Origin of the sequence: Chitinibacter fontanus, assembly GCF_013423785.1 — a bacterium.
Classification (GTDB): Bacteria; Pseudomonadota; Gammaproteobacteria; order Burkholderiales; family Chitinibacteraceae; genus Chitinibacter; species Chitinibacter fontanus.
Genome location: NZ_CP058952.1, coordinates 3,271,820 through 3,296,392 on the forward strand (window position 1 = coordinate 3,271,820; position 24,573 = coordinate 3,296,392).

The following is a 24,573-nucleotide window of genomic DNA, read 5'->3' on the forward strand; positions in this document are numbered from 1 at the left end:
CCACTTATCGACAAAATGATAATTTAATCGTCGATAGGTGTTGACGTGTTTCAGGCTGGTGGGTATAGTTCGGCCTCTCTGCTGATGACGCAACGAAACGAAGCGATGCCAGCAACGATCTTTAACAATATACAGCCGATGAGTGTGAGTGCTTGATTCGTAAGTCGAAACAAGTGCTTGCACTCAGATGATAGGAAATAAACAAGACGAACTTTTTAAGTTTTTCTCGTTTCTTTCTTTGAGTATTGAAGTACAAGCCAAGTAGTAAAAATAGCATAGCGATTAAACGAAAGAGTTTGATCCTGGCTCAGATTGAACGCTGGCGGCATGCTTTACACATGCAAGTCGAACGGCAGCACGGACTTCGGTCTGGTGGCGAGTGGCGAACGGGTGAGTAATACATCGGAACGTACCCAGTAATGGGGGATAACTATCCGAAAGGATAGCTAATACCGCATACGCCCTACGGGGGAAAGAGGGGGATCGCAAGACCTCTTGTTATTGGAGCGGCCGATGGCTGATTAGCTAGTTGGTGAGGTAAAGGCTCACCAAGGCGACGATCAGTAGCGGGTCTTAGAGGACGATCCGCCACACTGGAACTGAGACACGGTCCAGACTCCTACGGGAGGCAGCAGTGGGGAATCTTGGACAATGGGCGCAAGCCTGATCCAGCAATGCCGCGTGCGTGAAGAAGGCCTTCGGGTTGTAAAGCGCTTTTGTCAGGGAGCAAAAGGTGGTGGCTAATATCCATCGCTCTTGAGAGTACCTGAAGAATAAGGACCGGCTAACTACGTGCCAGCAGCCGCGGTAATACGTAGGGTCCAAGCGTTAATCGGAATTACTGGGCGTAAAGCGTGCGCAGGTGGTTTGTTAAGCACGATGTGAAATCCCCGAGCTCAACTTGGGAATTGCATTGTGAACTGGCTAACTAGAGTACGGCAGAGGGGGGTGGAATTCCACGTGTAGCAGTGAAATGCGTAGAGATGTGGAGGAACACCGATGGCGAAGGCAACCCCCTGGGCTGATACTGACACTCATGCACGAAAGCGTGGGGAGCAAACAGGATTAGATACCCTGGTAGTCCACGCCCTAAACGATGTCAACTAGTTGTTGGGCTTTTCGGAGCTTAGTAACGCAGCTAACGCGTGAAGTTGACCGCCTGGGGAGTACGGTCGCAAGACTAAAACTCAAAGGAATTGACGGGGGCCCGCACAAGCGGTGGATGATGTGGATTAATTCGATGCAACGCGAAAAACCTTACCTGGTCTTGACATGTGCGGAATCCTTTAGAGATAGAGGAGTGCCTTCGGGAACCGTAACACAGGTGCTGCATGGCTGTCGTCAGCTCGTGTCGTGAGATGTTGGGTTAAGTCCCGCAACGAGCGCAACCCTTGCCACTAGTTGCTACCATTTAGTTGAGCACTTTAGTGGGACTGCCGGTGACAAACCGGAGGAAGGTGGGGATGACGTCAAGTCCTCATGGCCCTTATGACCAGGGCTTCACACGTCATACAATGGTCGGTACAGAGGGTCGCTAACCCGCGAGGGGGTGCCAATCTCACAAAACCGATCGTAGTCCGGATTGCACTCTGCAACTCGAGTGCATGAAGTCGGAATCGCTAGTAATCGCGGATCAGCATGTCGCGGTGAATACGTTCCCGGGCCTTGTACACACCGCCCGTCACACCATGGGAGTGGGTTTCACCAGAAGTAGGTAGGCTAACCGCAAGGAGGCCGCTTACCACGGTGGGATTCATGACTGGGGTGAAGTCGTAACAAGGTAGCCGTAGGGGAACCTGCGGCTGGATCACCTCCTTTCAAGAGAAAGACCTGCGGGTCAAGTACTCACACTCATCGGCTGTAGATTTTGAAGATACAGAGACAGTGCTCAAGGGAACTTGAACACTACTCGGTTGGAAAGCTGGGTCAGTAGCTCAGTCGGTTAGAGCACCGTCTTGATAAGGCGGGGGTCGCTGGTTCGATTCCAGCTTGACCCACCACTTACCTGTAAGTGGAAACAGCTTAGTAATGCCAGATTGGGGGATTAGCTCAGTTGGGAGAGCACCTGCTTTGCAAGCAGGGGGTCGTCGGTTCGATCCCGTCATCCTCCACCAATCACAAGAGTTCAGAATTCAGTCAATTGACGAATCGTTTGATTCGGGTAATTGATTTTGTTCTGGTTTCTTAAATCGGAATGTCGCAAGACATCTGTATCGTTCTTTAACAAAATAGAAGAAGTAATATCTCCTAATTAAACAATGTGAGCATCAGGTAAAACTGATGTGAACAGTAAAAAAATTGGGTTGATTGTATCTGCTAGTCGAAAGACTAGCCGTTGAATAGCCTGAGAAACTATTCAACAAGTCGTAAATACCGATACTCTAAACCGAGATCACGGTAAAACGTGTTTGAGGTTATAGGATCAAGCGAATAAGTGCATCTGGTGGATGCCTTGGCGATGATAGGCGACGAAGGACGTGATAGCCTGCGATAAGCGTGGGGGAGCTGGCAAAGTGCTTTGATCCCACGATTTCCGAATGGGGAAACCCGGCCCTTTTGGGTCATCCTTGACTGAATACATAGGTCATGTGAAGCGAACGCGGTGAACTGAAACATCTAAGTAACCGCAGGAAAAGAAATCAACCGAGATTCCCAAAGTAGTGGCGAGCGAAATGGGAAGAGCCTGTACGTGATAGCAGTCGTGTTAATAGAACGGAATGGAAAGTCCGGCCATAGTGGGTGATAGCCCCGTATATGAAAGCACAATTGTGGTACTAAGCGTACGAGAAGTAGGGCGGGACACGAGAAATCCTGTTTGAAGATGGGGGGACCATCCTCCAAGGCTAAATACTCATCATCGACCGATAGTGAACCAGTACCGTGAGGGAAAGGCGAAAAGAACCCCGGGAGGGGAGTGAAATAGAACCTGAAACCGGATGCATACAAACAGTGGGAGCGGACTTGTTCCGTGACTGCGTACCTTTTGTATAATGGGTCAGCGACTTACGTTCAGTAGCAAGCTTAACCAAATAGGGGAGGCGTAGGGAAACCGAGTCCGAATAGGGCGCACAGTTGCTGGGCGTAGACCCGAAACCAAGTGATCTATCCATGGCCAGGATGAAGGTGCGGTAACACGCACTGGAGGTCCGAACCCACTAACGTTGCAAAGTTAGGGGATGAGCTGTGGATAGGGGTGAAAGGCTAAACAAACTTGGAAATAGCTGGTTCTCCTCGAAAACTATTTAGGTAGTGCCTCATGTATCACTGACGGGGGTAAAGCACTGTTATGGCTAGGGGGTCATCGCGACTTACCAAACCATGGCAAACTCTGAATACCGTCAAGTGCGAGCATGGGAGACAGTCCTGGGGTGCTAACGTCCTGGGACAAGAGGGAAACAACCCAGACCGCCGTCTAAGGTCCCAAATGATCAATTAAGTGGAAAACGAGGTGGGAAGGCATAGACAGCCAGGATGTTGGCTTAGAAGCAGCCATCATTTAAAGAAAGCGTAATAGCTCACTGGTCGAGTCGTCCTGCGCGGAAGATGTAACGGGGCTCAAATTGATAACCGAAGACGCGGATATGTACGATGTACATATGGTAGAGGAGCGTTCTGTAAGCCTGTGAAGGTGTCTTGAGAAGGATGCTGGAGGTATCAGAAGTGCGAATGCTGACATGAGTAGCGATAAAGGGGGTGAAAAGCCCCCTCACCGAAAACCCAAGGTTTCCTGCGCAACGTTCATCGGCGCAGGGTGAGTCGGCCCCTAAGGCGAGGCAGAAATGCGTAGTCGATGGGAAACAGGTTAATATTCCTGTACTTGGTATTAGTGCGATGTGGGGACGGAGAAGGTTACCTCAGCCAACGGTTGGAAGAGTTGGTTTAAGTGTGTAGGTGTGTAGCTTAGGCAAATCCGGGCTACTTTAACACTGAGGCATGATGACGAGTCTACTTGTAGACGAAGTGAGCGATACCCTGCTTCCAAGAAAAGCCACTAAGCTTCAGCTAATATCGAACCGTACCGCAAACCGACACAGGTGGGTAGGAAGAGTATTCTAAGGTGCTTGAGAGAACTCGGGAGAAGGAACTCGGCAAATTGACACCGTAACTTCGGGAGAAGGTGTGCCTCTAGTAGGTGAAGGTGTACAACCGGAGCCCAATGAGGCCGCAGAGAAATGAGGGCTGCGACTGTTTATCAAAAACACAGCACTGTGCTAACACGAAAGTGGATGTATACGGTGTGACGCCTGCCCGGTGCTGGAAGATTAAATGATGGGGTGCAAGCTCTTGATTGAAGTCCCAGTAAACGGCGGCCGTAACTATAACGGTCCTAAGGTAGCGAAATTCCTTGTCGGGTAAGTTCCGACCCGCACGAATGGCGTAACGATGGCCCTACTGTCTCCTCCCGAGACTCAGCGAAGTTGAAGTGTTTGTGAAGATGCAATCTCCCCGCTGCTAGACGGAAAGACCCCGTGAACCTTTACTGTAGCTTTGCATTGGACTTTGAAGTGGTTTGTGTAGGATAGGTGGGAGGCTTTGAAGCAGGAACGCCAGTTTCTGTGGAGCCGTCCTTGAAATACCACCCTGACCCCTTTGAGGTTCTAACCTAGGTCCATTATCTGGATCGGGGACCGTGCATGGTAGGCAGTTTGACTGGGGCGGTCTCCTCCCAAATTGTAACGGAGGAGCTCGAAGGTCGCCTAGGTACGGTCGGACATCGTACTGATAGTGTAATGGCAAAAGGCGGCTTAACTGCGAGACCGACAAGTCGAGCAGGTGCGAAAGCAGGACATAGTGATCCGGTGGTTCTGAATGGAAGGGCCATCGCTCAACGGATAAAAGGTACTCCGGGGATAACAGGCTGATTCCGCCCAAGAGTTCACATCGACGGCGGAGTTTGGCACCTCGATGTCGGCTCATCACATCCTGGGGCTGTAGCCGGTCCCAAGGGTATGGCTGTTCGCCATTTAAAGTGGTACGTGAGCTGGGTTCAAAACGTCGTGAGACAGTTTGGTCCCTATCTGCAGTGGGCGTTGGAAGTTTGAGGGGGGCTGCTCCTAGTACGAGAGGACCGGAGTGGACTGACCTCTGGTGTACCGGTTGTCACGCCAGTGGCATTGCCGGGTAGCTAAGTCGGGAATAGATAAGCGCTGAAAGCATCTAAGCGCGAAACTAGCCTCAAGATGAGACTTCCCTAGGTCTATAAGACCTCTAAAGGATCGTTCGAGACCAGGACGTTGATAGGTCGGGTGTGGAAGCGCAGTAATGCGTTAAGCTAACCGATACTAATTGCCCGTGAGGCTTGATCCTATAACCTGAGACGCGTTGATATGACGTGATACAGTTGACCCAAAGAAATTGTTTGGTGAAGAGAAACAAGATTACTTCTTCTATTGATTTCGAGTGGTTGTGCATCAAGTACAGCTAACTCACCCAGTTTTGTCTGGTGACCATAGCGAGGTGGTCCCACTCCTTCCCATCCCGAACAGGACAGTGAAACGCCTCAGCGCCGATGATAGTGCGGATTGCCCGTGTGAAAGTAGGACATTGCCAGACTACCCTAAGTAAGTAGAAAGCCCAGCTAGAAATAGCTGGGCTTTTTGCTTTGTGGTTTTTGCGTGGGTATATGGTTAAGGGCCAATTGCGCTGAGTTGTCCGATTACATACCGCTTTTTTTGTTGGTCATTCGGGATGAAACTTAGTTTTGAAAATGCCTCAATTATGTATGCTTGTGAGACAATGCCTGATTGGATATAAGGCGATAAATTTCTAAATGTTGTCAGGTCGATTTATTTCGGTTGAAGGAATTGATGGGGCTGGAAAGAGTACTCATCTGGCATGGTTAGTTGCGCATTTAAAATCGTGTCAAATTCCGCTTTTGCAAAGCAGAGAGCCAGGCGGTACGCCCTTGGGGGAAAAGTTACGCCAGTTGTTGCTCTCCGAAGATATGCATCTAGAAACTGAAGCGCTATTGATGTTTGCTGCTCGGAATGAGCACCTTCAGCAACTGATTTTGCCTGCCTTGCGGCGTGGAGAGTGGGTGTTGTGTGATCGGTTTACCGATGCAACCTACGCTTACCAGTGTGGTGGTCGTGGGCTGGATTTCGAACGATTTCAGCAATTAGAGCGATGGGTGCAGTTGCGTGATGCTCATTTTGTTGAGCCTGACTTGACACTCATTTTTGATGTGCCAGTTGAAATCGGTCAAGCGCGTATGGCGGCAACGCGCGAACTAGATCGTTTCGAGATGGAACAACTTGAATTTCATATCCGCGTGCGCAATGCCTATTTAGAGCGCGCCAATCAATACCCTCAACGCATTCGTATTATCGATGCCAATCGTCCATTAGCTGCGATTCAAACTGAGTTAGAGCAAATCATCGCCGAGTTTATCGCATGAGCGTATTGCGTTATCCATGGCTCGAAAGTCCGTGGCAGGAATTGATTCGTGAGCATGAAAGATTGCCACATGCGCTGCTGTTAACGGGCGCCACTGGTATCGGTAAGCGCGCTTTGGCCTTGCATCTTGCGCAGTTTTTACTGTGTGAAGATGCTAATAAGTCAGAGCACCCCTGTGGCATATGCGATGCCTGTCGCTGGTTTAGTGCAGGGAATCATCCTGACTTTCGTCTGCTCCAACCGGCTGAGGCGGATGACGCTGCTGATGAAGCGGAAGGATCAAAGAAGAACAAGAAAAAATCGCAGGTTATTGGTGTTGAAGACGTTCGTGAGCTAACTGACTTTGTTAATCTCAGCGCACATCGCGGTGGCAAGCGAATAACAATTGTAGCTCCTGCCGAAGCCATGAATACATCAGCAGCGAATGCATTTTTGAAAACGCTGGAAGAACCACCGGCTGGGGCGGTTTTCATCTTGGTGTCTGATCATTGGCGCCGCCTGTTGCCAACTATACGCAGTCGCTGTCGCGTATTTCCTCTCAGTACACCAGATGCAAAAGTGGCAATGAAATGGCTATCTGAGCAATCCATAGTTAATCCAGCACTGCATCTTGCGCATGCAGGAGGAGCGCCACTAGCTGCTGCAGATGACGCTGCGGCAGAATGGCTATCGCTGCGGACTGCTTTTTTGGAAAAACTAGCCGAGCCTGCAACCTTGAATGTTTTACAGGCAGCCGCTGAGCTTGAAAAAGCAAAGCTAGATACTGCGTTAATTATTGATTGGTTGCAAAAATGGGTATATGACGTAATCAGCTTGGGAATGATAGGTGTTATTCGCTATTATCCTGATTGGCGTGATGCATTAGCGCGAGTTGCCCCACGCGCACATTTGCTATTGAACATCATGACAGAGTTGAATGAAGCGCAGCGTTTGGCTCATCATCCTTTAAACCAACGCTTAGTGTTGGAAGGCTTATTATTTGGATATCTTGATGCTTTGCGTGGTCAAGATCGCCGAGGTTAATTGCTATGAGTGAAGACTCTCTTCGCGTACCAACATCCCGCCCAGGGGTGCTTTCGCTAAATATCAAAGAGAAGGCGGCTTTGTATGCGTCTTATATGCCGTTTATCAAAGGTGGCGGGATCTTTATTCCAACCAATAAGGGTTATAACCTCGGAGATGAGGTTTTCATGCTCCTGTCGCTACTTGATGACCCGGCCAAAATTGCGGTATCGGGCAATGTGGTGTGGATTACCCCACCTGGCGCGCAAAATAATCATCAGCAGGGTATTGGCGTGCAATTCTCAGGTAATGAGGCTGGTAATCAGGCGAAGGTCAAAATTGAGAATTTGCTAGGCGGCTATCTCCAATCTGGTCGAACCACCCATACCATGTAACTTGGCATCGACGGCAAATTATCTTTTCGCGTATCATCAGCTAGATAGCCGCACCGGCTGGTGCGGCTTTTTTATTTTGGATTTGATTTATGAAGTTTATTGATTCGCATTGCCATATCAATTTTCCCGATTTAGTGCAGGATATCGATGGCATATTGCAACGCATGCATGCCCATGATGTCAGTCATGCGCTCTGTGTGGCGGTTAATTTGCCAGAATTGCCGAGTGTATTGGAATTGGCAGCTACCTATCCTCAAATATATGCGTCAGTTGGCGTGCATCCTGATTATGAGGATACCGAAGAGCCCACTGTGGCACAGTTGTGTGTTTTGGCTCAGGCGCCCAAAGTGGTGGCAATTGGTGAAACTGGTTTGGATTATTTCCGACTAACCGGTGATCTGGAATGGCAGCGTGACCGGTTTCGCACGCATATTCGTGCCGCTCGTCAAACTGGGTTACCACTCATTATTCACACTCGTGCGGCATCCGAAGATACCTTAAGGATCATGCGCGAAGAAGGTGCCGACGAGGTTGGTGGGGTAATGCATTGTTTTACCGAAAGCTGGGATGTTGCGCAGCAAGCCATGGATTTGGGTTTCTATATTTCCTTATCCGGTATCGTGACCTTTAAAAAGGCTGAGGAGCTCAAAGAAGTGGCGCGCAAACTGCCGCTTGAGCGTTTGCTGATCGAAACGGATTCCCCTTATTTGGCGCCAATGCCACACCGTGGCAAACAAAATCAACCTGCTTGGGTGCGGCATGTTGCCGAGCATATTGCTCAATTGAAAGGGCTACCGTTGCAGGATATTGCTGCAGCCAGCACTGAGAATTTCTTTCGGCTATTTCATAGAGCAAAACCATGATAAAGGCACGCTGGCAAGGTGATGTGGAAGTATTGCTGTTGGGCGTTGGTTCAAGTGGCGGCACCCCAGCTTTGGGTTGCCAATGTCCAAGCTGCAGTTCTAAAGATGCGCGTAATACTCGTACCCGTGCCTCTGCCATTATTCGTGCTGGCGGCAAAACGCTATTAATTGATACTGGCCCAGATTTACGTCAGCAGGCTTTGCGTGAACAGATCTTGCACGTTGATGCGGTGCTTTATACTCACCCGCATGCCGATCATCTCAATGGTATCGATGATTTGCGGGCATTTTGTTGGTTGCAAAAGGCGGCGATACCAACGTTTGGCAATCGTTTAATGTTATCGCATATTCGTGAACGCTTTCCCTACACGCTCCTCAAACCTTCCGATTTTTGGGATAAACCTGTCCTAGATTTGTATGAAGTTGAGGATGAGCCGTTTGAGTTTGAGGGGGTAACTATCGAGCCAATTCCGGTTATGCATGGAAAATGGCCTATTTTGGGTTGGCGGGTAGGGCGAGTGGCCTACCTCACTGATGTTTCTGACCTTGCTGAAAGTTCTTTGGCGCTACTACAAGAATTGGATCTATTGTTATTAGACTGTTTGCGTGAAAAGCCGCACCCGACCCATTTATCTGTTACGCAGGCCATTGAGTTGGCACAGCGGATTGGGGCCAAACAAACTGTGATGATCCACATGACCCACGAGTTGGAATATCATGCGCTAAGTTTGCGTTTGCCTGCAGGCATGGTCGTGGGATATGACGGCATGCAATTGAGTTCTGGAGATTCTTCCAATGTTGAATGTACTGGGGCAACCGCTCCAACCATGCAGTTTTGAACCATTAACAGGGTTTTTTCGTGATGGCTGTTGCCAGCATGATGACTCTGATGCGGGCATGCACATTGTCTGTGCGATCATGAACGAGCAGTTCTTACGCTTTTCGCTGCAAGCAGGCAATGATCTTATTACCTCAAGGCCGGAATGGGGTTTTGCAGGTTTGCAAGCAGGGGATCGCTGGTGTTTGTGCGCGCGGCGATGGATAGAGGCGCTGCAAATGGGGGTTGCGCCACAAATTGTTCTAGCCTCAACCCATGAAGAGATTTTGGATTTAATATCGCTAGAAACCTTGGTGGAGTATGCAGTAGATCGGCCGCAGTTTTGATTGGGGTATACCCGTCAAGCCTATTTAAAATAAAGTATATCGGTCTATACCCATTCCTTAGTTTAGCAGGTTGAGTTCCTCTGTGCTGAGCTCACGCCACTGTCCTTTAGCGAGCTCTCCGAGTGCTAAGCGGCCTATCGCGACTCGAATCAACCGTAGGGTGTTGATATTGTGCGCTTCGAGTAGGCGGCGAATTTGTCGGTTTTTGCCTTCATCTAATGTCACCTCTAGCCAGGCATTTTTGTCGCCAGAACGCAGCAGACGCACCTGCTTGGCTGCCAAACGACTACCATCCTCCACGATCACCCCTCGCTGCATTGATGCAAGTAACTCAGGATCGGCTAGCTGGTCAATCTGGACATGATAAATTTTATCTAGATGTGTTTTTGGATCAGTCAGTCGCGCTGCCCAGCGCGTATCATTACTAAATAGCAAAAGCCCTTCGCTGGCTTTATCCAGCCTTCCCACCGGCCCCAGATGGGGTAATGGGGTTTCGCCAAAGCAGCTAAATACTGTCTCGCGACCTTGGTCATCACTGGCGCTGGTAATCAAACCACGTGGCTTATTTAGCATCAAATAAATGAATTTGGGCACAGTTACGGCATGCCCGTGAACACTAAGTGTATCTTTCTCCAGCTGAATTCTGCGCTCGGGGTCTAGGCAGATTTTGCCGTTAATCGTTACCGCGCCAGCGATGACGAGTCGTTCGCCCTCGGTGCGCGAGCAATGGCCGAGTTTGGATAAGGCCCGCGCCAAACTTACGCCTGAAGCCGGTGGGGCGCTACGACGATTTTTTGCCAAGCTTGGTGTGGTGCCTGCGCGAGCTGATGTTCGGCGGGTAGCAGAGCGCGGCGTTGCAGGTTTTTTCATGATCAAGGGTTACTCATGCATGTACGCCGCCAATTTTACCGTGGAAGTGGGTTCAATTCGCGCAATGACGGTGAAAACGCTAAAATAAGTAGGTCTTGGTTCTGGACGGGCGTTTGCCCGCATTATGGATAATATTTTATTAACGCTAATCGCGTTGTTTTTAGTGGCATTGAATGGTTTTTTCGTCGCCGCTGAGTTTGGTTTGGTCAAATTGCGCCAGACTCGGGTACAAAGTATTGCTAAATCGGGGTGGCGTGGCCAGATCTTGGTCAAGGTGCATGGCCAGCTTGATGCCTATTTATCAGCCTGCCAGCTGGGTATTACGCTGGCATCATTGGGTTTGGGCTGGATTGGCGAGCCGGCGTTTGCCAATTTGCTTGAGCCGATCTTGTCGCTGATTGGCGTGCAGTCGCAAGCGTTGATTCATAGTATTTCCTTCATGTTTGCCTTTACCTTGATTTCCTTTCTGCACATTGTGGTTGGGGAATTGGCACCGAAATCAATGGCAATCCGGCGGCCAGAAAGTATCGCGCTCTGGACGGCAACACCATTGTATTTCTTCTACTGGCTGATGTATCCGGCGATTTGGCTGCTTAATCGCAGCGCTAATTTGGTACTTAAATTGGCAGGGCTCGACGGCCATGGTGGTCACGATAGTCATTATTCGTATGACGAATTGAAATTGATTTTGCGAGCCAATCAAGATAGTGAAGAGCTAAACCCGCAAGAATGGAATGTGGTCGCGCAATCGCTAGACTTTAGCAAACTCAAGGTGGCTGATTTGATGCGGCCCTTTCACGAAGCTGCGGTATTGCACACCGATCGCTCACTCGATGAAAACCTGCAAACGATAGCTGAGCAAAGGTTTAGTCGCTATCCATATGTCGATAGTGAAGGGCAGGTACTTGGGGTTATTCATCTCAAAAATCTATTTCTGGCCGAATTGCGCGATGCTCAGCTAACAGACTTGGCGCAATTTGTGCGCCCGGTTGAGGAGGTTAGCCCTGATACACCGGTTATGGAGCTGTTTCGCCGCTTTCGCGCGGGAGCTCCGCATTTCGCGATAGCCGCTTATGGTGACGAACCGCCGGTGGGCTTTTTAACGCTAGATAATTTATTGGCTGCGCTGGTTGGTGAAATTCGTGATGAGTTTCGTCAGAGTCGTAATGATTGGATGCAGCAGGATGATGGAGCCTTGCTCGGCAAAGGCAGTTTGCCGCTATTTTCCTTGGGCCGTGCGCTTGGGATGGATATTGATCACCCAGAAGCAGAAACTGTTGGCGGGCTCGTGCAGTGGAAGCTTGGTAATTTACCAAGCGAGGGTGAGCGGATCGAGTTTGCAGGCTTTGATGTGGTGGTGAAAAAAATGAATGGCCCGCGCATTGTGATGGTGAAGGTGATACCCCACACCGCTGTTGATGATGTACTGGAAGATGATCATTAATGTGATCGTTGCCCAATAAAAAACGACGCAGTTGCGTCGTTTTTTATTGGGGGGTATTGCCATTAAGCTTTTCTGGTAACTACTACCGATTGATATACCCCAGCAAAGATAGTTTCTTTTTTCCAGTTGAACTGATCTGCATGGCTGGCGTATGAGCTAATTTCGTTTTCCCACAAGGCGTTGGCGAACGGCTCAAGATAGTGGTTGACCAGTTTGAGAATGTAGCGAATCGGCTGCCAGCGACGTGGGTTGTGGTAGTCGACAAATACCGCCTTGCCGCCTACGGGCACTTTGGCCAGCATGTGATCGACGATTTCACGCTTTTTATCATCAGGTACTTCATGCAATAGAAAGAAGCTACAAATCACGTCATAGCTTCCCTCGCCAGCGAATTCAGCCGCATCCGAACGAATGACTTTAGCCCATGGCATGTTTTTAAGTTTCTTGCTGCCATGTTCAATCTGAATAGGTGTCACATCGGTGAGGTGAAATTCGCCATGTGGCCCCACTTTTTCTGCGGCACGCTGTACCAAATCACCGTAAACATGGGCTAATTGCCACACGCGCTGACCGGGTTCGATTTGTGCCAGATAACGCCGCATCAAACGTTGGTCATTCAAAAATAGCAGCACCTTAACCACAATGTTGCGGTCCAAGGCTTTGACCCAGTTAGGGTCAACATAGGCCCAATCATAGACCTCGGTCATATATTCAGGCACCCCTTCGTAGTAAGGGTTGCTGGCCAGTGCGGGAGGATTTTTGGTCATAATGACGCTCGGCTCTGTGATGAAGGTTGGATATATCGTAAGCGCTATTTGTTGCGCGAGATTTGTTCTAACCCAAGGTTTTACAGGATAAATCGCATCAGTGCATCTCCTAGTGTGAGTAATTGCACCGTAGTGTTATGCTGTACTTGAGTTTTATTATTACGTTGTATAACTACGATAACGAGCCCTTTCATGTCGATTGAACAGCTTACACCTAGCCCGTTGTGGCAGCATTTTGCCCAAATTTGCCAATTTCCACGCCCATCAAAACACGAAACTGCCTTGCGGAACCATTTGCAAGCATGGGCGCAGGCACAAGGTTTGGCGACTCAGCTCGATACAGTTGGAAATCTGATTATTCGTAAACCCGCCACGGCAGGGATGGGAAATCGGCTGGGTGTGGTTTTGCAGGCACATTTAGATATGGTGGCGCAAAAAAACGAAACTACCCAGCATGACTTCCTAACTGACCCGATTCGAACGCAAATTGATGGAGACTGGGTGCGTGCAGAAGGCACAACCTTGGGGGCGGATAATGGCATTGGCGTGGCTGCCGCTTTGGCGGTACTTGGCAGCCAGGATATCGCGCATGGCCCCTTGGAAGTGTTACTGACAATCGACGAAGAGGCCGGCATGACCGGCGCACAAGGTTTGCAAGGCGACTTGCTGCAAGGCCAGTATTTGCTCAATTTGGATACCGAGGACTGGGGTGAGGTTTATGTTGGCTGTGCGGGCGGGGTTGATGTGACGCTAAAGCGCTCTTTGCATAGCGAAGCAATGCCCGCAGGTTTTGTAGTACGGGAAGTGGCCTTAACTGGATTAAAAGGCGGGCATTCCGGGGTGGATATTCATTTGGAGCGGGGTAATGCTATCAAGCTCTTGGCTAGACTGGTTTGTGGTGCAATACCCCAGTTTGATGCCCGGTTAATTCAGTTGCGTGGCGGCACATTGCGTAATGCTTTGCCGCGTGAGGCATTTGCTTTATTGGCCATTCCTGCCTGTGATGCCGCACAGTTTGATCGATTTGTATTGCAGTATCAACAGCAACTGCAGCACGAGTTGGCCGAAGTTGAGCCTAGCTTAGTGGTGGCATGTAAATCAGTTGAATTGGGCGATAAACCCACGCTCACAGTGACTGATACCCGGATGGTCATTGATTTGCTGCTGGCTTTGCCGCATGGGGTGCGGCGCTGGAGTCAGCAAATTACTGGCGTCGTTGAGACCTCGAATAACCTCGGCGTAGTTCGGATCGATGATCGTCGTTTCGAGGCGGTGCTGATGCTGCGCTCACTCACCGACACGGGGTTGGCTGAACTGCAAACCATGATTGAGTCGATTGCTCGCTTGGCCCGGCTAAGCTTTGAGGCTTCGGGTGCATATCCTGGTTGGGCGCCCAATCCCAGCTCCGGCGCGCTTAAGCTGCTGCAACAGGTATATCGCCAGCTGCATGGCGAAGAGGTGGCGGTTAAAGTGATTCATGCAGGCCTTGAGTGTGGCTTAATTGGTCGTGCTTACCCTAATTTGGAAATGGTGTCGTTTGGGCCGACTATTCGAGGCGCGCATTCCCCAGATGAGCGCGTGCAAATCAGCTCCGTCGCGCAGTTTTGGGAGTTGTTGATCGCAAGTCTTGCTGCTGTGCCAGCGCAGACGATGAATTAATTGGCTGAATGTGCTCTAGTGTGCTTGAAAACTGCACCGGCTAGACGCACATTATGACAAAGCATTGTATTTGAGGTAGCGATGAAAGCTGGAATGAAATTAGGTTTAGCATTGATGTTGGCCATGAGTACTGCGATGGCGCATGATTATCAGGTAGGTGAACTAAAAATTGCTCACCCGTGGACGCGGGCGACGGCACCTGCTGCGAAAATGGGCGGCGTGTTTTTATCGGTTAATAATTTGGGTACTGAGGGTGATACCCTGTTGAAGGCTGAGAGTGAGGTCGCTGAAGCGACTGAGCTGCATCAGATGGAAATGGTGGATGGCGTGATGAAAATGCGTCAGGTTCCATCTATTGTGGTGCCAGCCAAAGGCGAATTAAAGCTCGCTCCCGGTGGTTTGCATATTATGCTGATCAATCTGAAGCAAGCGCTCAAAGAGGGCGAAAAAATCCCGCTTAAATTAACCTTTGCGAAGGCAGGGGTAGTGGAAGTTAAAGTACGAGTAGAGGCGATGGGTTCGAAAGGCGTTGCGCCGGGTGAAAAGCATTGATGCTAGTGGGGTGAGATTTTAAAAATAAAGCCGGATTTATCCGGCTTTATTTTTTATCCATTCGGCTAAATTGCATTTGCTCTGGCTTCTAGCCAGCGTTTGAGTTCATGGAGCGGCATCGGTTTGGCGTAGTAATAGCCTTGCGCAATAGTACAGCCTAATTCTTTTAGTCGATGTGCCTGAGTTTTAGTCTCAACACCTTCCGCGACAGTGGATAACCCTAGGCGTTGCGCCAGTCCGATAATCAACTCTACGTACAAGCCTGACTTTTCCTCATCAATATCATCAACAAAGCTTTTGTCGATTTTCAGGCTATCAATGGGCAAGGCATGCAACTGCCCTAAAGATGAGTAACCCGTGCCGAAATCATCAATCGAAATATCGACCCCAATGGTTCGCAAGGCCGATAAGCAACTGCGGACAATTTCGGGCTCATCCATCGCGATGCTTTCGGTGATTTCCAATTCGAGCACATTGGGCGCTAGCTTGTATTTGAGTAAGGATTGATTAACACTTTTGCTCAGCGTGCCAGTGCGAAACTGCGGCATGCTAATGTTGACTGCAACTCGCTTGGGTGCATTGGGTAAATGTTGCAGCTCTTGGTAGGCGCGGCAGGCTTCATCTAGTACCCAGTCGCCCATCTCAACAATCAAGCCCGAATACTCAGCCAAAGGAATAAACACGGACGGTGACTGGATAAAGCCAACCTCGCCAGGCCAGCGTAATAAAGCTTCTACACCACTCACTTCATTGGTCTGCAGGTGAACCTGTGGTTGGTACCAAACTTGCAGCAAGTTTGCCTGAAAAGCCGTGCGCAGTTGGCGAATAATTTCGTGCCGCCAGCGGGTGTTGGCTTCCATATCAGGGCTAAAGCTGGCCCAGCGAGGATGGGGTTTGATTTTGGCTAAATTGAGCGCGATATTTGCTTGTTCGAGCAGTTGCAGGCCGTTCAGTGGTTCGTCATTGACGGAGCGTACGCCGATAGCGATTTGCACCGGAATACTGTGCTGATGCGCTTGTAGTGGCGTTGAGAATAAATGAAACAGCAAATCTGGGTTGACTTGGGTGATTGGGCCAAACACCCCAAATACATCATTGCCAAGGCGAGCAACCATGGTATTGCTGTCTGAGTAATGTGATTGCAAACGGTTGGCAAATGAGCGCAGCAAGGCATTACCCACTTCGTAGCCCAAGCCGTCATTAATATCGGCAAAACGGCACAAATCCAAAATGGCGACAGCAAAAGTGCCGCGCTCTGGTGGGGGCGCGGCGCCGAGCTGGTCAATAAACCAGCTGCGGTTGCCCAATTCGGTCAGTTCATCATGATAGGCTAGATAGTTAAGTCGCTCGAGCTGACAAAGATGCCCCAGACACGCTGAGGTGTTGGCTGCAAATACCGTGGCAATTTGACCAAAATTGATGAACTCGGTCAGTAGCGTCTTAAACTGTAAATAAATTACTGCTTGATCATTGCCCGCTTGTAAATGCAGCCAAATTTCGCAGGAGTCAAAGTGATGATTGGAGCTGCTTTGCGGACGTTGTTTTAGTTTTTCCAGCACGCTATCGAGCAAATCAGGGCTGCAGGCGCCGATGTCATCATGCGTCGGGGTGTGTGGGTAGACCTTGGCAACAAAGCCAGTGCATTCGCGATCAAATACTTTGGGTGCGTGTTTTAAGATGGCAGCGGCAAAGTCAGTGAAGTGAGTGCATTCCATGAGCTCTGCTTCAGTGTGTACGATCATTTCCAAACCACGGCGATTGGCCGAGATTGAGCAAATTTGCTCGTAGCTGCGCAAGGCTGCCGAAAGCGCAGTAATTAGGCGATTATTGGTTAGCTCGGTTTTTAAGCGGTAATCGTTGATGTCATGCAAATTGAAGATGCCTGGTTCTGGAGCATGTCCCGGCTGGCCAGTACGTAAAATGATACGTACTTCCTTTAAGCCCAAAATACCGCGAATTTTGGCGACCAAATCCAGGCCTGCAAAATCGTTTTCCATCACGACATCCAGCAGGATAATCGCAAAGTCATGGCGTTTTAGTAGTAAGTCAAAAGCTTCGCGTGCGCTGTACGCATGTACCAGCTCGATATTGCGCCCCAGTAACTGGGTGTTCTTGAGTACCAAGCTGGTACTGAGATGAATGTCATGGTCATCATCAACCACTAAAATCGCCCATGGCGGTAGCGCCAATTCAGAATTGGGTTGATCTTCGTTTGCAAAGACGAGGAAATCGTCGTTCATACCCTAAGCTCTCAATCAGATTCTTTTACTTTAGCAGCTGTTGGCTCTAATGCTCAGTGTTATCAGAATAGATAGACGAAAAAACCAAAACGATGAAAGATGCTGGATGTTAATTAGCATCTCCTAAAGCAGCTTGCGATTGTGAAACTGGAATTTACCAAGAGCATCTGGCTCCTTGCCTATCTCTGCGCCGCCCTCATTGAATTTGCTTTTCTGCCGTCTGGTCAGGTGTTCTCATCTTTAAGTCTGAGTGGCGGTATTGCGCTGGCTGCCTTACTGCATAAAGGTTGGCGTATTATACCCTGGTTGTCTATTGGGGTTGTCGCGCAGGCAATTTTGCAGCATGGGATGGGTGCACACGTTGTTAGTTTGCCACTGATCCGGCTTACTAGTGTCGCCATTGGTGCTTATTTCATTAGTCGAGAAAACGATTTTGCTGAGTTTCGCATTCGACATGCACTAGATTTACTGTGGTTTGGAGCCGGTTTGTCTGCTGCCGCCTATGCTTTTTTATTGGCATTGCTGCTTCCGCAATATTTGCCCACGCATGATGCATGGTGGGGCGGTGTTGGCTTGGTGTGGCTGACTGAAGCTGTTGGGGTACTGATTTTGGTGCCTGGTTATTTTGCCCTGCAAAATGACTGGACCCAATTACGTGCAAATTGGCTGATCGAGGCAACGACTCTGATTTCGATTGCTGCTTCTGGAGCCATGCTGTTGTTGGCGCATTTTGACCGGGAAAATTTGCAGCTTACGTATTTGTGTTTCCCACTCATGGTGTGGTCGGCTCTGCGTTTGGGGCAGGTGGGGAATAGTGTAACAGCTCTGGTGCTGTGGCTGATTTTGGCTAGTCCAACCATTGCGGGTATTTTGCCGCAGCACGAAATTGCGCATCAATTATTTTTGCTAGCGCTGGCTTTGCAAACTGCGGTTTTACTGGCGAGTATTCGGCGTGAAAATGCGCTGGCGGTTGGAGAGGCAAGGTTAGCGCGGCAGGTATTTCAGCATGCATCGGAAGGCATTATGATGATTGCTGCCGATCACCGAGTGGTGGCCGTAAACCCAGCATTTAGCCGCATTACGGGTTACAGCGAACAAGAGGCTTTAGGCCGACCTTCGCGTATCTTTGATACTCGGCCAGGTAACCCAAATCATTATCAGACCTTCTTGCTGGAGCAGTTGGATAAAACTGGGCACTGGGAAGGCGAAATGCTTGATAAGCGCAAAACTGGTGAGCTGTACCCGGCTTGGCTTTCAATTAGCGCCGTACACGATCACGAGGGGCGCTTAAGCCGCTATGTCGGCATTTTTTCTGATTACACCAGCCGCAAACAGGCTGAGCAAAAGGCGCAATACCTTGCGCTGCATGACTCCTTAACAGACCTATATAATCGCAATGGTTTTCATGATGAACTGGCTAAAGCGCTAACTCGCTCCAGCACTAAGCGCCGTGGTATGGCGCTGCTGTTTATTGATTTGGACCGCTTTAAATCTATCAATGATACTCTGGGTCATGATGTTGGAGACCAACTGCTCCGCATCGTGGCACAGCGCTTGCGCAAGCATTTAAAGCACGATGATGTGGTGGCCCGCTTGGGGGGCGATGAATTTACTGTGGTGCTGGAAAATATTCATCAGTTGCAACAGGTCTCACAAGTTGCCGAGCGTTTGCTGCAAGCGATGGCTGAGAGCTACCTGATTAACGGGCAGGAACTCTTTATTACCGGCTCAATTGGCATCAGTATGTACCCAAATGACGGTGGGGTGGCGTCACAATTGATGCGTAATGCAGATTTGGCGATGTATCGGGCAAAAGACCTAGGCAAAAATGCCTACCATTTTTACTCGCACGATATGAATCGGCAAAACACACAACAATTTTCGGTGCAGGCAGCCTTGCGATTTGCACTTGAGCGTCAGCAGCTAAAGCTGGTGTTTCAGCCGCAAATGAATTTGGCAACGGGACAGCTGAGTGGCATGGAGTGCCTGATTCGCTGGCAACACCCAGACATGGGCTGGATTTCCCCAGCTGAATTTATCCCGATTGCAGAAGAAACCGGCATGATTATCCCGATTGGCCATTGGGTATTACTCGAGGCCTGTCGAACCGCCCAGCAGTGGCGTGCAGCAGGCTTATTGGTGCCAAAGATGGCGGTAAATCTATCGGTGCGACAATTTAAGCCCGGGGTGTTGGTTGAACAAGTGGCCAGTGTATTACAGGAAACCGGGTTCCCAGCTTATCTCTTGGAGCTTGAGGTGACTGAAAGCCTGATTATGCGGCGGATCAATGAAGCGGTGGATATTATGAATGCGCTCAAGGCGATGGGCGTGACCTTGGCGATTGATGATTTTGGCACGGGCTATTCTTCGTTATCGCAGCTTAAGTATTTGCCTCTTGATATTTTGAAAATCGATCGCTCTTTCGTGGAAGGTTTACCGTGTGATCATGACGATATGGCCATCGCACAAACGATTATTGCAATGGCGAAAAAACTAAGCCTCAGTGTCGTTGCCGAGGGAGTAGAGACTGCGGAGCAGATGCAGGCGCTGCACGCCGCAGGATGTGACACGATTCAAGGCTACTTTTATGCTAAACCACTGCCTGCCGAGGCAATGGCACAAATGATGCAGCGGGTATAGCTAAGTACATTGTGTTGGGTATTGTGTTTGAATTAATACCCTATGCTGGTATTAAGCCCCAGCCACAATGCCAAGGGGATGAATAGTAAGGCAAGCAAGGTGCCGGCCACCACCAGCGCTGCGACCAGCTCCGGATCCTGCTCATATTGCTCAGCAAATAAATAATTCAGAACTGCAGGTGGCAGTGCGCCAAAAAGCAATAAGATGCCGGCTTGTGCGCTAGGCAGGAAATGCGCTAACGGCCAGGCAAGTGCCAAGCCCGCGATTGGGCAGAGTAGCCCGCCAATTAAGCCCGCATGCCAGCGCGTTACTTTGAATTGCGCCATCCGCACCCCCAGCGAAAATAGCATCAAAGGGATGGCAATATCGCCAAGCATTTTAATCGGTTTGAGTAGCCATAATGGCAGCTCAAGGAGGGTATATTGCACCAGTAAGCCGGCGATCAGCGCCCATACCATCGGGGTTTTGAAGACTGTGATCAATGGGGCGCTGCGATCAAATAAGCGAATCCCGAGTGTGAAATGCAATAAATTGGTCAGAATGAAAATTGCAATTGCCGCAGGAAAATGCGCTTCGCCAAAAGCAAATAGCCAGAGCGGCAAGCCCATATTGCCGGTATTGGTGAACATTTGCGGCGCACTAAACGCAATTTTGTGCAGGCCTAGTCGCCCAGCCACCCAGTATGCAATCAAGCCTGAGCCCAAAATAACCAGTGTTGCAAATACAATCAGCAGCCAGAATTGCCCCAGTGCCGCATTTTTGCCAGTCATGGCACTAAAGACTAGTAAAGGGGAAAGTAGCTCAATATTGAGTCGATTGGCTGCCGTCATATCGACGGGGCGATGGCGGGCGTATGCCCAGCCGATAAAAATCAGGATCATCACCGGTGCAATGATTTGAAACAGCGGGTAAAGCGTGTGCAAAATGATTTCCTGAAAAGGGCGTGTTGCTTAGATTTGAGGTGCTAACCTGAGCATGCGTTAGCGCGCACCATACACCATGCGTTTTGCAAAGCCTTTACGCAGCCACGCCACCTGATCAATCGCCAAGAGTGCCACGCTGCGGGCGTGTTTCATGGGGAGGGCTGAAGTGTCAAAAATGCTGATGAGGCTATCGGTGAACGCGGTGACTAAACCGGCATCACGAGCCCTAAGCTGGCGATAGCGCTGCAGGCTATCGATTTCACCGAGCTGGGCTTTCGGTGTTTGTGTTAGCACTTGCGCTAAGGTGTCGGCATCTCGTAAGCCTAAGTTGAGCCCTTGTCCAGCAACCGGGTGCAGTGTTTGCGCGGCGTTGCCAATTAGCACGACCCGTTTCCCTACTACTGAGTTGAGCGTTTTGAGCGCCAACGGCCAGCTCGCGCGTTCACTTATTGCAGTAAAACCCGTCATTCGATCGGCAAAGCGTTGTTCAATTTCCTGAATAAAATCTTGCTCTGACAGTGCCAACCGTGCCGCCGCTTGCTCCGGTGTTTGCGTCCAGACTAGGGTGTAGTCAGTACCATTAGGGAGTAATGCCAGCGGGCCATCATCCGCAAAGCGCTCATAAGCAATACCCTGGTGGGGGTGGCGAGGTGTAACTCGGGCCAGCACTGCATGCTGTTGATACGATTTAACGGTTTGCTCGATATCAGCCAATTGCGCAATCAATTGGCCGCCCTCGGCAAGCACCACTAAGCGGCAAGTTAGCTGAGCTGGGTTGCCATCTTGGTCGATGAGTTTGATTTGGGCAAAACGGGCTAGTTGTTTAATGCCTGTAACCTTGAATCCTAGCGCAATAGGGGGCTGCCCAGTGCTGATGGTGTCGAGGGCATGTTGGGCTAAGCTCTGGTATGGCACCGTGCAGCCCAGTTGGGCTAATGCTAAATCGTCAGCCGCTAACACTGTGCGCCCGAAGGTGCCAGCTTGTGAGACATGGACTTTGGTAATGGGGGTGGCTTGTAAATTGGCGTGCCATAAGCCGACTTGCGTCAACGTGCTGATGCTCGCTTGTGAAATCGCTAGGGCACGTGGGTCTTTGCCTACCGTCGATTTTGCCTCGGCTAGCAGCACATCGTGACCGCTTACACTGAGTTTTTGTGCCAGTAAAGCCCCAACTGGCCCTCCGCCTACAATCAGAATATCAACGTGCGACGGTAAATGTTTAATCAGCATAAGCATTTCCAGTGGGTTGGAGTTTGCAGGAGTAGGGGCAGTGAGGCGCGGTGCACAGTGAGCCTGCTGTGTCTTTACGACACAGTAGGCTCATTTTACCGCCCTCACTCGGCGTAGGCGAGCATTTGCCCGCGAATTAATGGCCTGCAGCCATGGTGGCTTCAATCTCAGCAACGGTTTTCGGGCAGCTGGCAGTTAGGTTTTCGTGTCCAGTCTCGGTAATCATGACATCGTCTTCGATGCGAATGCCAATATTCTCAAACGCCTTGGGCACATTCGCTGCCGGACGAATATAGAACCCAGGCTCGACTGTCATCACCATGCCAGGTTTAAGTTCGCGCCACTGGCCACCCACTTTATATGCACCGACATCATGCACATCGAGCCCCATCCAGTGACCCGTGCGGTGCATATAAAACTGGCGGTAGCTTTCAGTTTCCAGTACTTCGGTTAACGACCCTTTGAGTAAACCCAAATCAAGCATCCCTTGCGCTAGAACTCGTGTGGCCGCATCGTGTGGTGCGTTCCAGGTGCTACCCGCACGGCACTGTTCTAGCGCAGCGTACTGGGCGGCGAGCGTGATTTCATACACCGCTTTTTGCTCACCACTGAACTTGCCATTGACTGGGAAGGTGCGGGTAATATCGCTGGCGTAACCTTGGACTTCGCAACCAGCATCAATCAGCAACAAATCGCCATCGCGCAACTGACCGTTGTTTTCGCCGTAATGTAGCACGCATGCATTTGCCCCACCTGCAACAATGCTGCTGTAGGCTGGGAATCGGCTACCTTGGCGGTAGTAATCATGCAGAATTTCAGCCTCGACTTGATATTCGAATTGGCCGGGTTGGGTAAATTGCATGGCACGTATATGTGCCTGTGCATTAATTGATCCTGCTTTGCGTAATATACCTGCCTCAAATCGATCTTTGATGAGGCGCATTTCATCAAGTTCGCTGCGAATATCAACCACGGTATTAGGGGCGGTAATGCCAGTGCGTACAAGGGCGCGCACACTGCTTAGCCAACGATTGATTTGCCGATCCCAGCGCATTTCTTTGGCGAGTGGGTAATAAATTCGTGGCTGGTTTTTTAGCAACTCGACCATCTTGCTGTCGAGTTCCTCCAGAGAATAAGCGGCATCAAAGCCAAAGGTGTTTGCTGCTGCCGCGGGGCCAAAGCGAAAACCATCCCAGATTTCACGTTCTTCATCTTTAGGGCGGCAAAACAGGATGTTTTCTGTTTTTTGCTCACCGATGATTTGCACGAAGACCGCATCTGGCTCGGTAAACCCGGTCAGATAATAAAAACTAGAGTCAAAGCGGAAGGGGTAGGTGGTGTCGGCATTGCGAATGATTTCCTGGCCTGTTGGAATAATCACAATGCCGGGAGCGAGCTGGCTAGCTAGTTGCTGGCGACGAGCAATGCAGGTTTCAATTAGCGTTGGGTCTTGCATAAAAACCTCAAGTAAATGGAATGGCTTGGCCATTAAAAATCACATGCACAAATTATAAGGCCGCAACAGTGGTTGCGGCCCAGTAAAAATGCCTGTCTAGGCTTAGCGCTTTACCTGATTGAAACGTTTGGTGGTTTCAGCTCCGTCGGCATAACCCTCCAACTTATCCCCCACCACCCGGTCAATATTATCTAGTCGATCTTTCGGTGAAGGATGGGTGCTAAAGAGTAATGCCACCGAGCTATCGGCAGGGCTTACATTTCCCAGTAATTGCAACACGCTCACCAGCGCGTATGGGTTGTAACCTGCGCGGGCGGCTAACACCATGCCGTTGATGTCTGCTTCATACTCATCATTTTTATCCAGGCCACGGATAAACACTTCTGAGCCGGCTTTGCCTAATTTTTCGAGTGATTTACCACCAGATTTGCCGTTGTTGTAATCCACAACTAATGCAATTAAGTCAGAGCTGGCTTGTTGTCCTTTGGCGCTGGCAATGGATTTGGCATGGTGTTTACGGGTTACGTGGGTAATTTCATGGCCGAGCACTGCGGCTAATTCTGCTTCGGTTTTCAGTCTATCCCATAAGCCGCGTGTGATTAAAATATAACCGCCGGTAGCCGCAAAACTATTAATGTTCGGGCTATCAATAACACCAAAGCGCCAATTCAAATTGGGTTGACTCGATTGCATGGCAACCCATAAGCCAACTTGATTGACATAGCGCTGCAGTTTTGCGTCATTTACCAAAGGTTCGGCGCCTAATAAATTGGCCATCACACTTTGACCTAGCGATTCCTCTTGCGCGGCACTCAGACCTTTGGCCGATGTTGACAAGGCATCGCCAGCATTGCTGAGGATGCTTAAACTTTTATTGAGGTTGTCACCGGTAAGCAGCTTGTTGAGATCAAGCGCCTGTACTGGGCTGCAGATTGACACACCGAGAATTGTGGCGAGAAGAATTGATTTCAT

Annotated in this window: 17 protein-coding genes, 2 tRNA genes and 3 rRNA genes; 15 read left to right on the forward strand and 7 right to left on the reverse strand. The window is 49.9% G+C overall.

All coding sequences use genetic code 11. The features are described 5' to 3' along the window. Nucleotides 1-284 precede the first annotated feature (284 nt). From HZU75_RS15615 to HZU75_RS15665, 11 genes are all read left to right on the forward strand, one after another. Nucleotides 285-1,818: ribosomal RNA gene (locus tag HZU75_RS15615) — 16S ribosomal RNA — on the forward strand. Between the two features lie 105 nt (nt 1,819-1,923). Next, nucleotides 1,924-2,000, forward strand: a tRNA-Ile gene (locus HZU75_RS15620). A gap of 38 nt (nt 2,001-2,038) precedes the next feature. After that, nucleotides 2,039-2,114, forward strand: a tRNA-Ala gene (locus tag HZU75_RS15625). Nucleotides 2,115-2,420: 306 nt separating this feature from the next. Then, nucleotides 2,421-5,307, forward strand: a 23S ribosomal RNA gene (locus HZU75_RS15630). Nucleotides 5,308-5,439: 132 nt separating this feature from the next. Continuing rightward, nucleotides 5,440-5,553, forward strand: a 5S ribosomal RNA gene (gene rrf, locus HZU75_RS15635). The 16S, 23S and 5S rRNA genes sit together here with 2 tRNA genes alongside, the layout of an rRNA operon. A 217-nt stretch (nt 5,554-5,770) precedes the next feature. Continuing rightward, nucleotides 5,771-6,397, forward strand: coding sequence for a dTMP kinase (gene tmk / locus HZU75_RS15640; protein WP_180306911.1), 627 nt, complete (start codon nt 5,771-5,773; stop codon nt 6,395-6,397). Beyond that, complete coding sequence (gene holB / locus HZU75_RS15645) at nt 6,394-7,419, forward strand: DNA polymerase III subunit delta' (RefSeq protein ID WP_180306912.1); 1,026 nt, start codon at nt 6,394-6,396, stop codon at nt 7,417-7,419. Before tmk ends, holB begins: the two co-directional genes overlap by 4 nt. 5 nt (nt 7,420-7,424) lie before the next feature. Next, entirely contained in the window at nt 7,425-7,793 is a 369-nt protein-coding gene (locus tag HZU75_RS15650; protein ID WP_180306913.1) for a PilZ domain-containing protein, read from the forward strand. Between the two features lie 89 nt (nt 7,794-7,882). Continuing rightward, a complete protein-coding gene (locus tag HZU75_RS15655) occupies nt 7,883-8,656 on the forward strand; it encodes a TatD family hydrolase (protein ID WP_180306914.1) in 774 nt (257 codons plus the stop codon). Continuing rightward, nucleotides 8,653-9,495, forward strand: a complete 843-nt coding sequence (locus tag HZU75_RS15660; RefSeq protein WP_180306915.1) for an MBL fold metallo-hydrolase — start codon at nt 8,653-8,655, stop codon at nt 9,493-9,495. The genes HZU75_RS15655 and HZU75_RS15660 overlap by 4 nt, the downstream gene beginning before the upstream one ends. Continuing rightward, nucleotides 9,452-9,820, forward strand: a complete 369-nt coding sequence (locus HZU75_RS15665) for a DUF2237 family protein (RefSeq protein WP_180306916.1) — start codon at nt 9,452-9,454, stop codon at nt 9,818-9,820. The genes HZU75_RS15660 and HZU75_RS15665 overlap by 44 nt, the downstream gene beginning before the upstream one ends. Before the next feature lie 57 nt (nt 9,821-9,877). On the opposite strand, the gene HZU75_RS15670 is transcribed toward HZU75_RS15665, so the two are convergent. Continuing rightward, nucleotides 9,878-10,690: a pseudouridine synthase gene (locus tag HZU75_RS15670; RefSeq protein ID WP_180306917.1), complete on the reverse strand. Its 813-nt coding sequence runs from the start codon at nt 10,688-10,690 to the stop codon at nt 9,878-9,880. Nucleotides 10,691-10,814: 124 nt separating this feature from the next. On the opposite strand from HZU75_RS15670, the gene HZU75_RS15675 reads away from it, so the two are divergent. Further along, nucleotides 10,815-12,134, forward strand: a complete 1,320-nt coding sequence (locus HZU75_RS15675) for a hemolysin family protein (protein WP_180306918.1) — start codon at nt 10,815-10,817, stop codon at nt 12,132-12,134. 62 nt (nt 12,135-12,196) lie between these two features. Here the strand turns inward: HZU75_RS15675 and rquA are convergent, their stop codons facing one another. Continuing rightward, nucleotides 12,197-12,901 carry a rhodoquinone biosynthesis methyltransferase RquA gene (gene rquA / locus HZU75_RS15680; RefSeq protein WP_180306919.1) on the reverse strand — a complete coding sequence of 235 codons (705 nt, stop codon included), beginning with the start codon at nt 12,899-12,901 and terminating at the stop codon, nt 12,197-12,199. A 192-nt stretch (nt 12,902-13,093) separates the two neighbouring features. Here rquA and HZU75_RS15685 point away from each other — a divergent pair, with 192 nt between their 5' ends. Both HZU75_RS15685 and HZU75_RS15690 read left to right on the forward strand, forming a co-directional pair. Next, nucleotides 13,094-14,560: an aminoacyl-histidine dipeptidase gene (locus HZU75_RS15685; protein ID WP_180306920.1), complete on the forward strand. Its 1,467-nt coding sequence runs from the start codon at nt 13,094-13,096 to the stop codon at nt 14,558-14,560. A 93-nt stretch (nt 14,561-14,653) separates the two neighbouring features. Then, a complete protein-coding gene (locus HZU75_RS15690) occupies nt 14,654-15,112 on the forward strand; it encodes a copper chaperone PCu(A)C (protein WP_228028098.1) in 459 nt (152 codons plus the stop codon). 65 nt (nt 15,113-15,177) lie between these two features. On the opposite strand, the gene HZU75_RS15695 is transcribed toward HZU75_RS15690, so the two are convergent. Further along, nucleotides 15,178-17,352, reverse strand: coding sequence for a bifunctional diguanylate cyclase/phosphodiesterase (locus HZU75_RS15695; RefSeq protein ID WP_180306922.1), 2,175 nt, complete (start codon nt 17,350-17,352; stop codon nt 15,178-15,180). Between the two features lie 141 nt (nt 17,353-17,493). Between HZU75_RS15695 and HZU75_RS15700 the strand changes: the two genes are divergently transcribed. Further along, nucleotides 17,494-19,992, forward strand: coding sequence for a bifunctional diguanylate cyclase/phosphodiesterase (locus HZU75_RS15700; RefSeq protein WP_180306923.1), 2,499 nt, complete (start codon nt 17,494-17,496; stop codon nt 19,990-19,992). A gap of 32 nt (nt 19,993-20,024) precedes the next feature. On the opposite strand, the gene HZU75_RS15705 is transcribed toward HZU75_RS15700, so the two are convergent. The 4 genes from HZU75_RS15705 to HZU75_RS15720 all read right to left on the reverse strand — a co-directional run bounded on the left by HZU75_RS15705 (nt 20,025) and on the right by HZU75_RS15720 (nt 24,573). After that, nucleotides 20,025-20,915, reverse strand: coding sequence for an AEC family transporter (locus HZU75_RS15705; protein ID WP_228028099.1), 891 nt, complete (start codon nt 20,913-20,915; stop codon nt 20,025-20,027). Between the two features lie 57 nt (nt 20,916-20,972). Next, nucleotides 20,973-22,145, reverse strand: a complete 1,173-nt coding sequence (locus tag HZU75_RS15710) for an FAD-dependent monooxygenase (protein WP_180306924.1) — start codon at nt 22,143-22,145, stop codon at nt 20,973-20,975. 136 nt (nt 22,146-22,281) lie between these two features. Then, on the reverse strand, nt 22,282-23,634 hold the full coding sequence (pepP, locus tag HZU75_RS15715; protein ID WP_228028100.1) for a Xaa-Pro aminopeptidase: 1,353 nt from the start codon (nt 23,632-23,634) through the stop codon (nt 22,282-22,284). A 69-nt stretch (nt 23,635-23,703) separates the two neighbouring features. Then, a complete protein-coding gene (locus tag HZU75_RS15720; RefSeq protein WP_180306925.1) occupies nt 23,704-24,573 on the reverse strand; it encodes a M48 family metalloprotease in 870 nt (289 codons plus the stop codon).

What these genes read in the sequence shown, in the direction of transcription:
- pepP (WP_228028100.1), bottom strand. Translation starts at nt 23,634, where the DNA reads ATGGCCAAGCCATTCCATTTACTTGAGGTTTTTATGCAAGACCCAACG.
- HZU75_RS15665 (WP_180306916.1), top strand. Translation starts at nt 9,452, where the DNA reads ATGTTGAATGTACTGGGGCAACCGCTCCAACCATGCAGTTTTGAACCA.
- rquA (WP_180306919.1), bottom strand. Translation starts at nt 12,901, where the DNA reads ATGACCAAAAATCCTCCCGCACTGGCCAGCAACCCTTACTACGAAGGG.
- HZU75_RS15685 (WP_180306920.1), top strand. Translation starts at nt 13,094, where the DNA reads ATGTCGATTGAACAGCTTACACCTAGCCCGTTGTGGCAGCATTTTGCC.
- HZU75_RS15695 (WP_180306922.1), bottom strand. Translation starts at nt 17,352, where the DNA reads ATGAACGACGATTTCCTCGTCTTTGCAAACGAAGATCAACCCAATTCT.
- tmk (WP_180306911.1), top strand. Translation starts at nt 5,771, where the DNA reads ATGTTGTCAGGTCGATTTATTTCGGTTGAAGGAATTGATGGGGCTGGA.
- holB (WP_180306912.1), top strand. Translation starts at nt 6,394, where the DNA reads ATGAGCGTATTGCGTTATCCATGGCTCGAAAGTCCGTGGCAGGAATTG.
- HZU75_RS15670 (WP_180306917.1), bottom strand. Translation starts at nt 10,690, where the DNA reads ATGAAAAAACCTGCAACGCCGCGCTCTGCTACCCGCCGAACATCAGCT.
- HZU75_RS15655 (WP_180306914.1), top strand. Translation starts at nt 7,883, where the DNA reads ATGAAGTTTATTGATTCGCATTGCCATATCAATTTTCCCGATTTAGTG.
- HZU75_RS15720 (WP_180306925.1), bottom strand. Translation starts at nt 24,573, where the DNA reads ATGAAATCAATTCTTCTCGCCACAATTCTCGGTGTGTCAATCTGCAGC.
- HZU75_RS15710 (WP_180306924.1), bottom strand. Translation starts at nt 22,145, where the DNA reads ATGCTGATTAAACATTTACCGTCGCACGTTGATATTCTGATTGTAGGC.
- HZU75_RS15690 (WP_228028098.1), top strand. Translation starts at nt 14,654, where the DNA reads ATGAAATTAGGTTTAGCATTGATGTTGGCCATGAGTACTGCGATGGCG.
- HZU75_RS15650 (WP_180306913.1), top strand. Translation starts at nt 7,425, where the DNA reads ATGAGTGAAGACTCTCTTCGCGTACCAACATCCCGCCCAGGGGTGCTT.
- HZU75_RS15675 (WP_180306918.1), top strand. Translation starts at nt 10,815, where the DNA reads ATGGATAATATTTTATTAACGCTAATCGCGTTGTTTTTAGTGGCATTG.
- HZU75_RS15660 (WP_180306915.1), top strand. Translation starts at nt 8,653, where the DNA reads ATGATAAAGGCACGCTGGCAAGGTGATGTGGAAGTATTGCTGTTGGGC.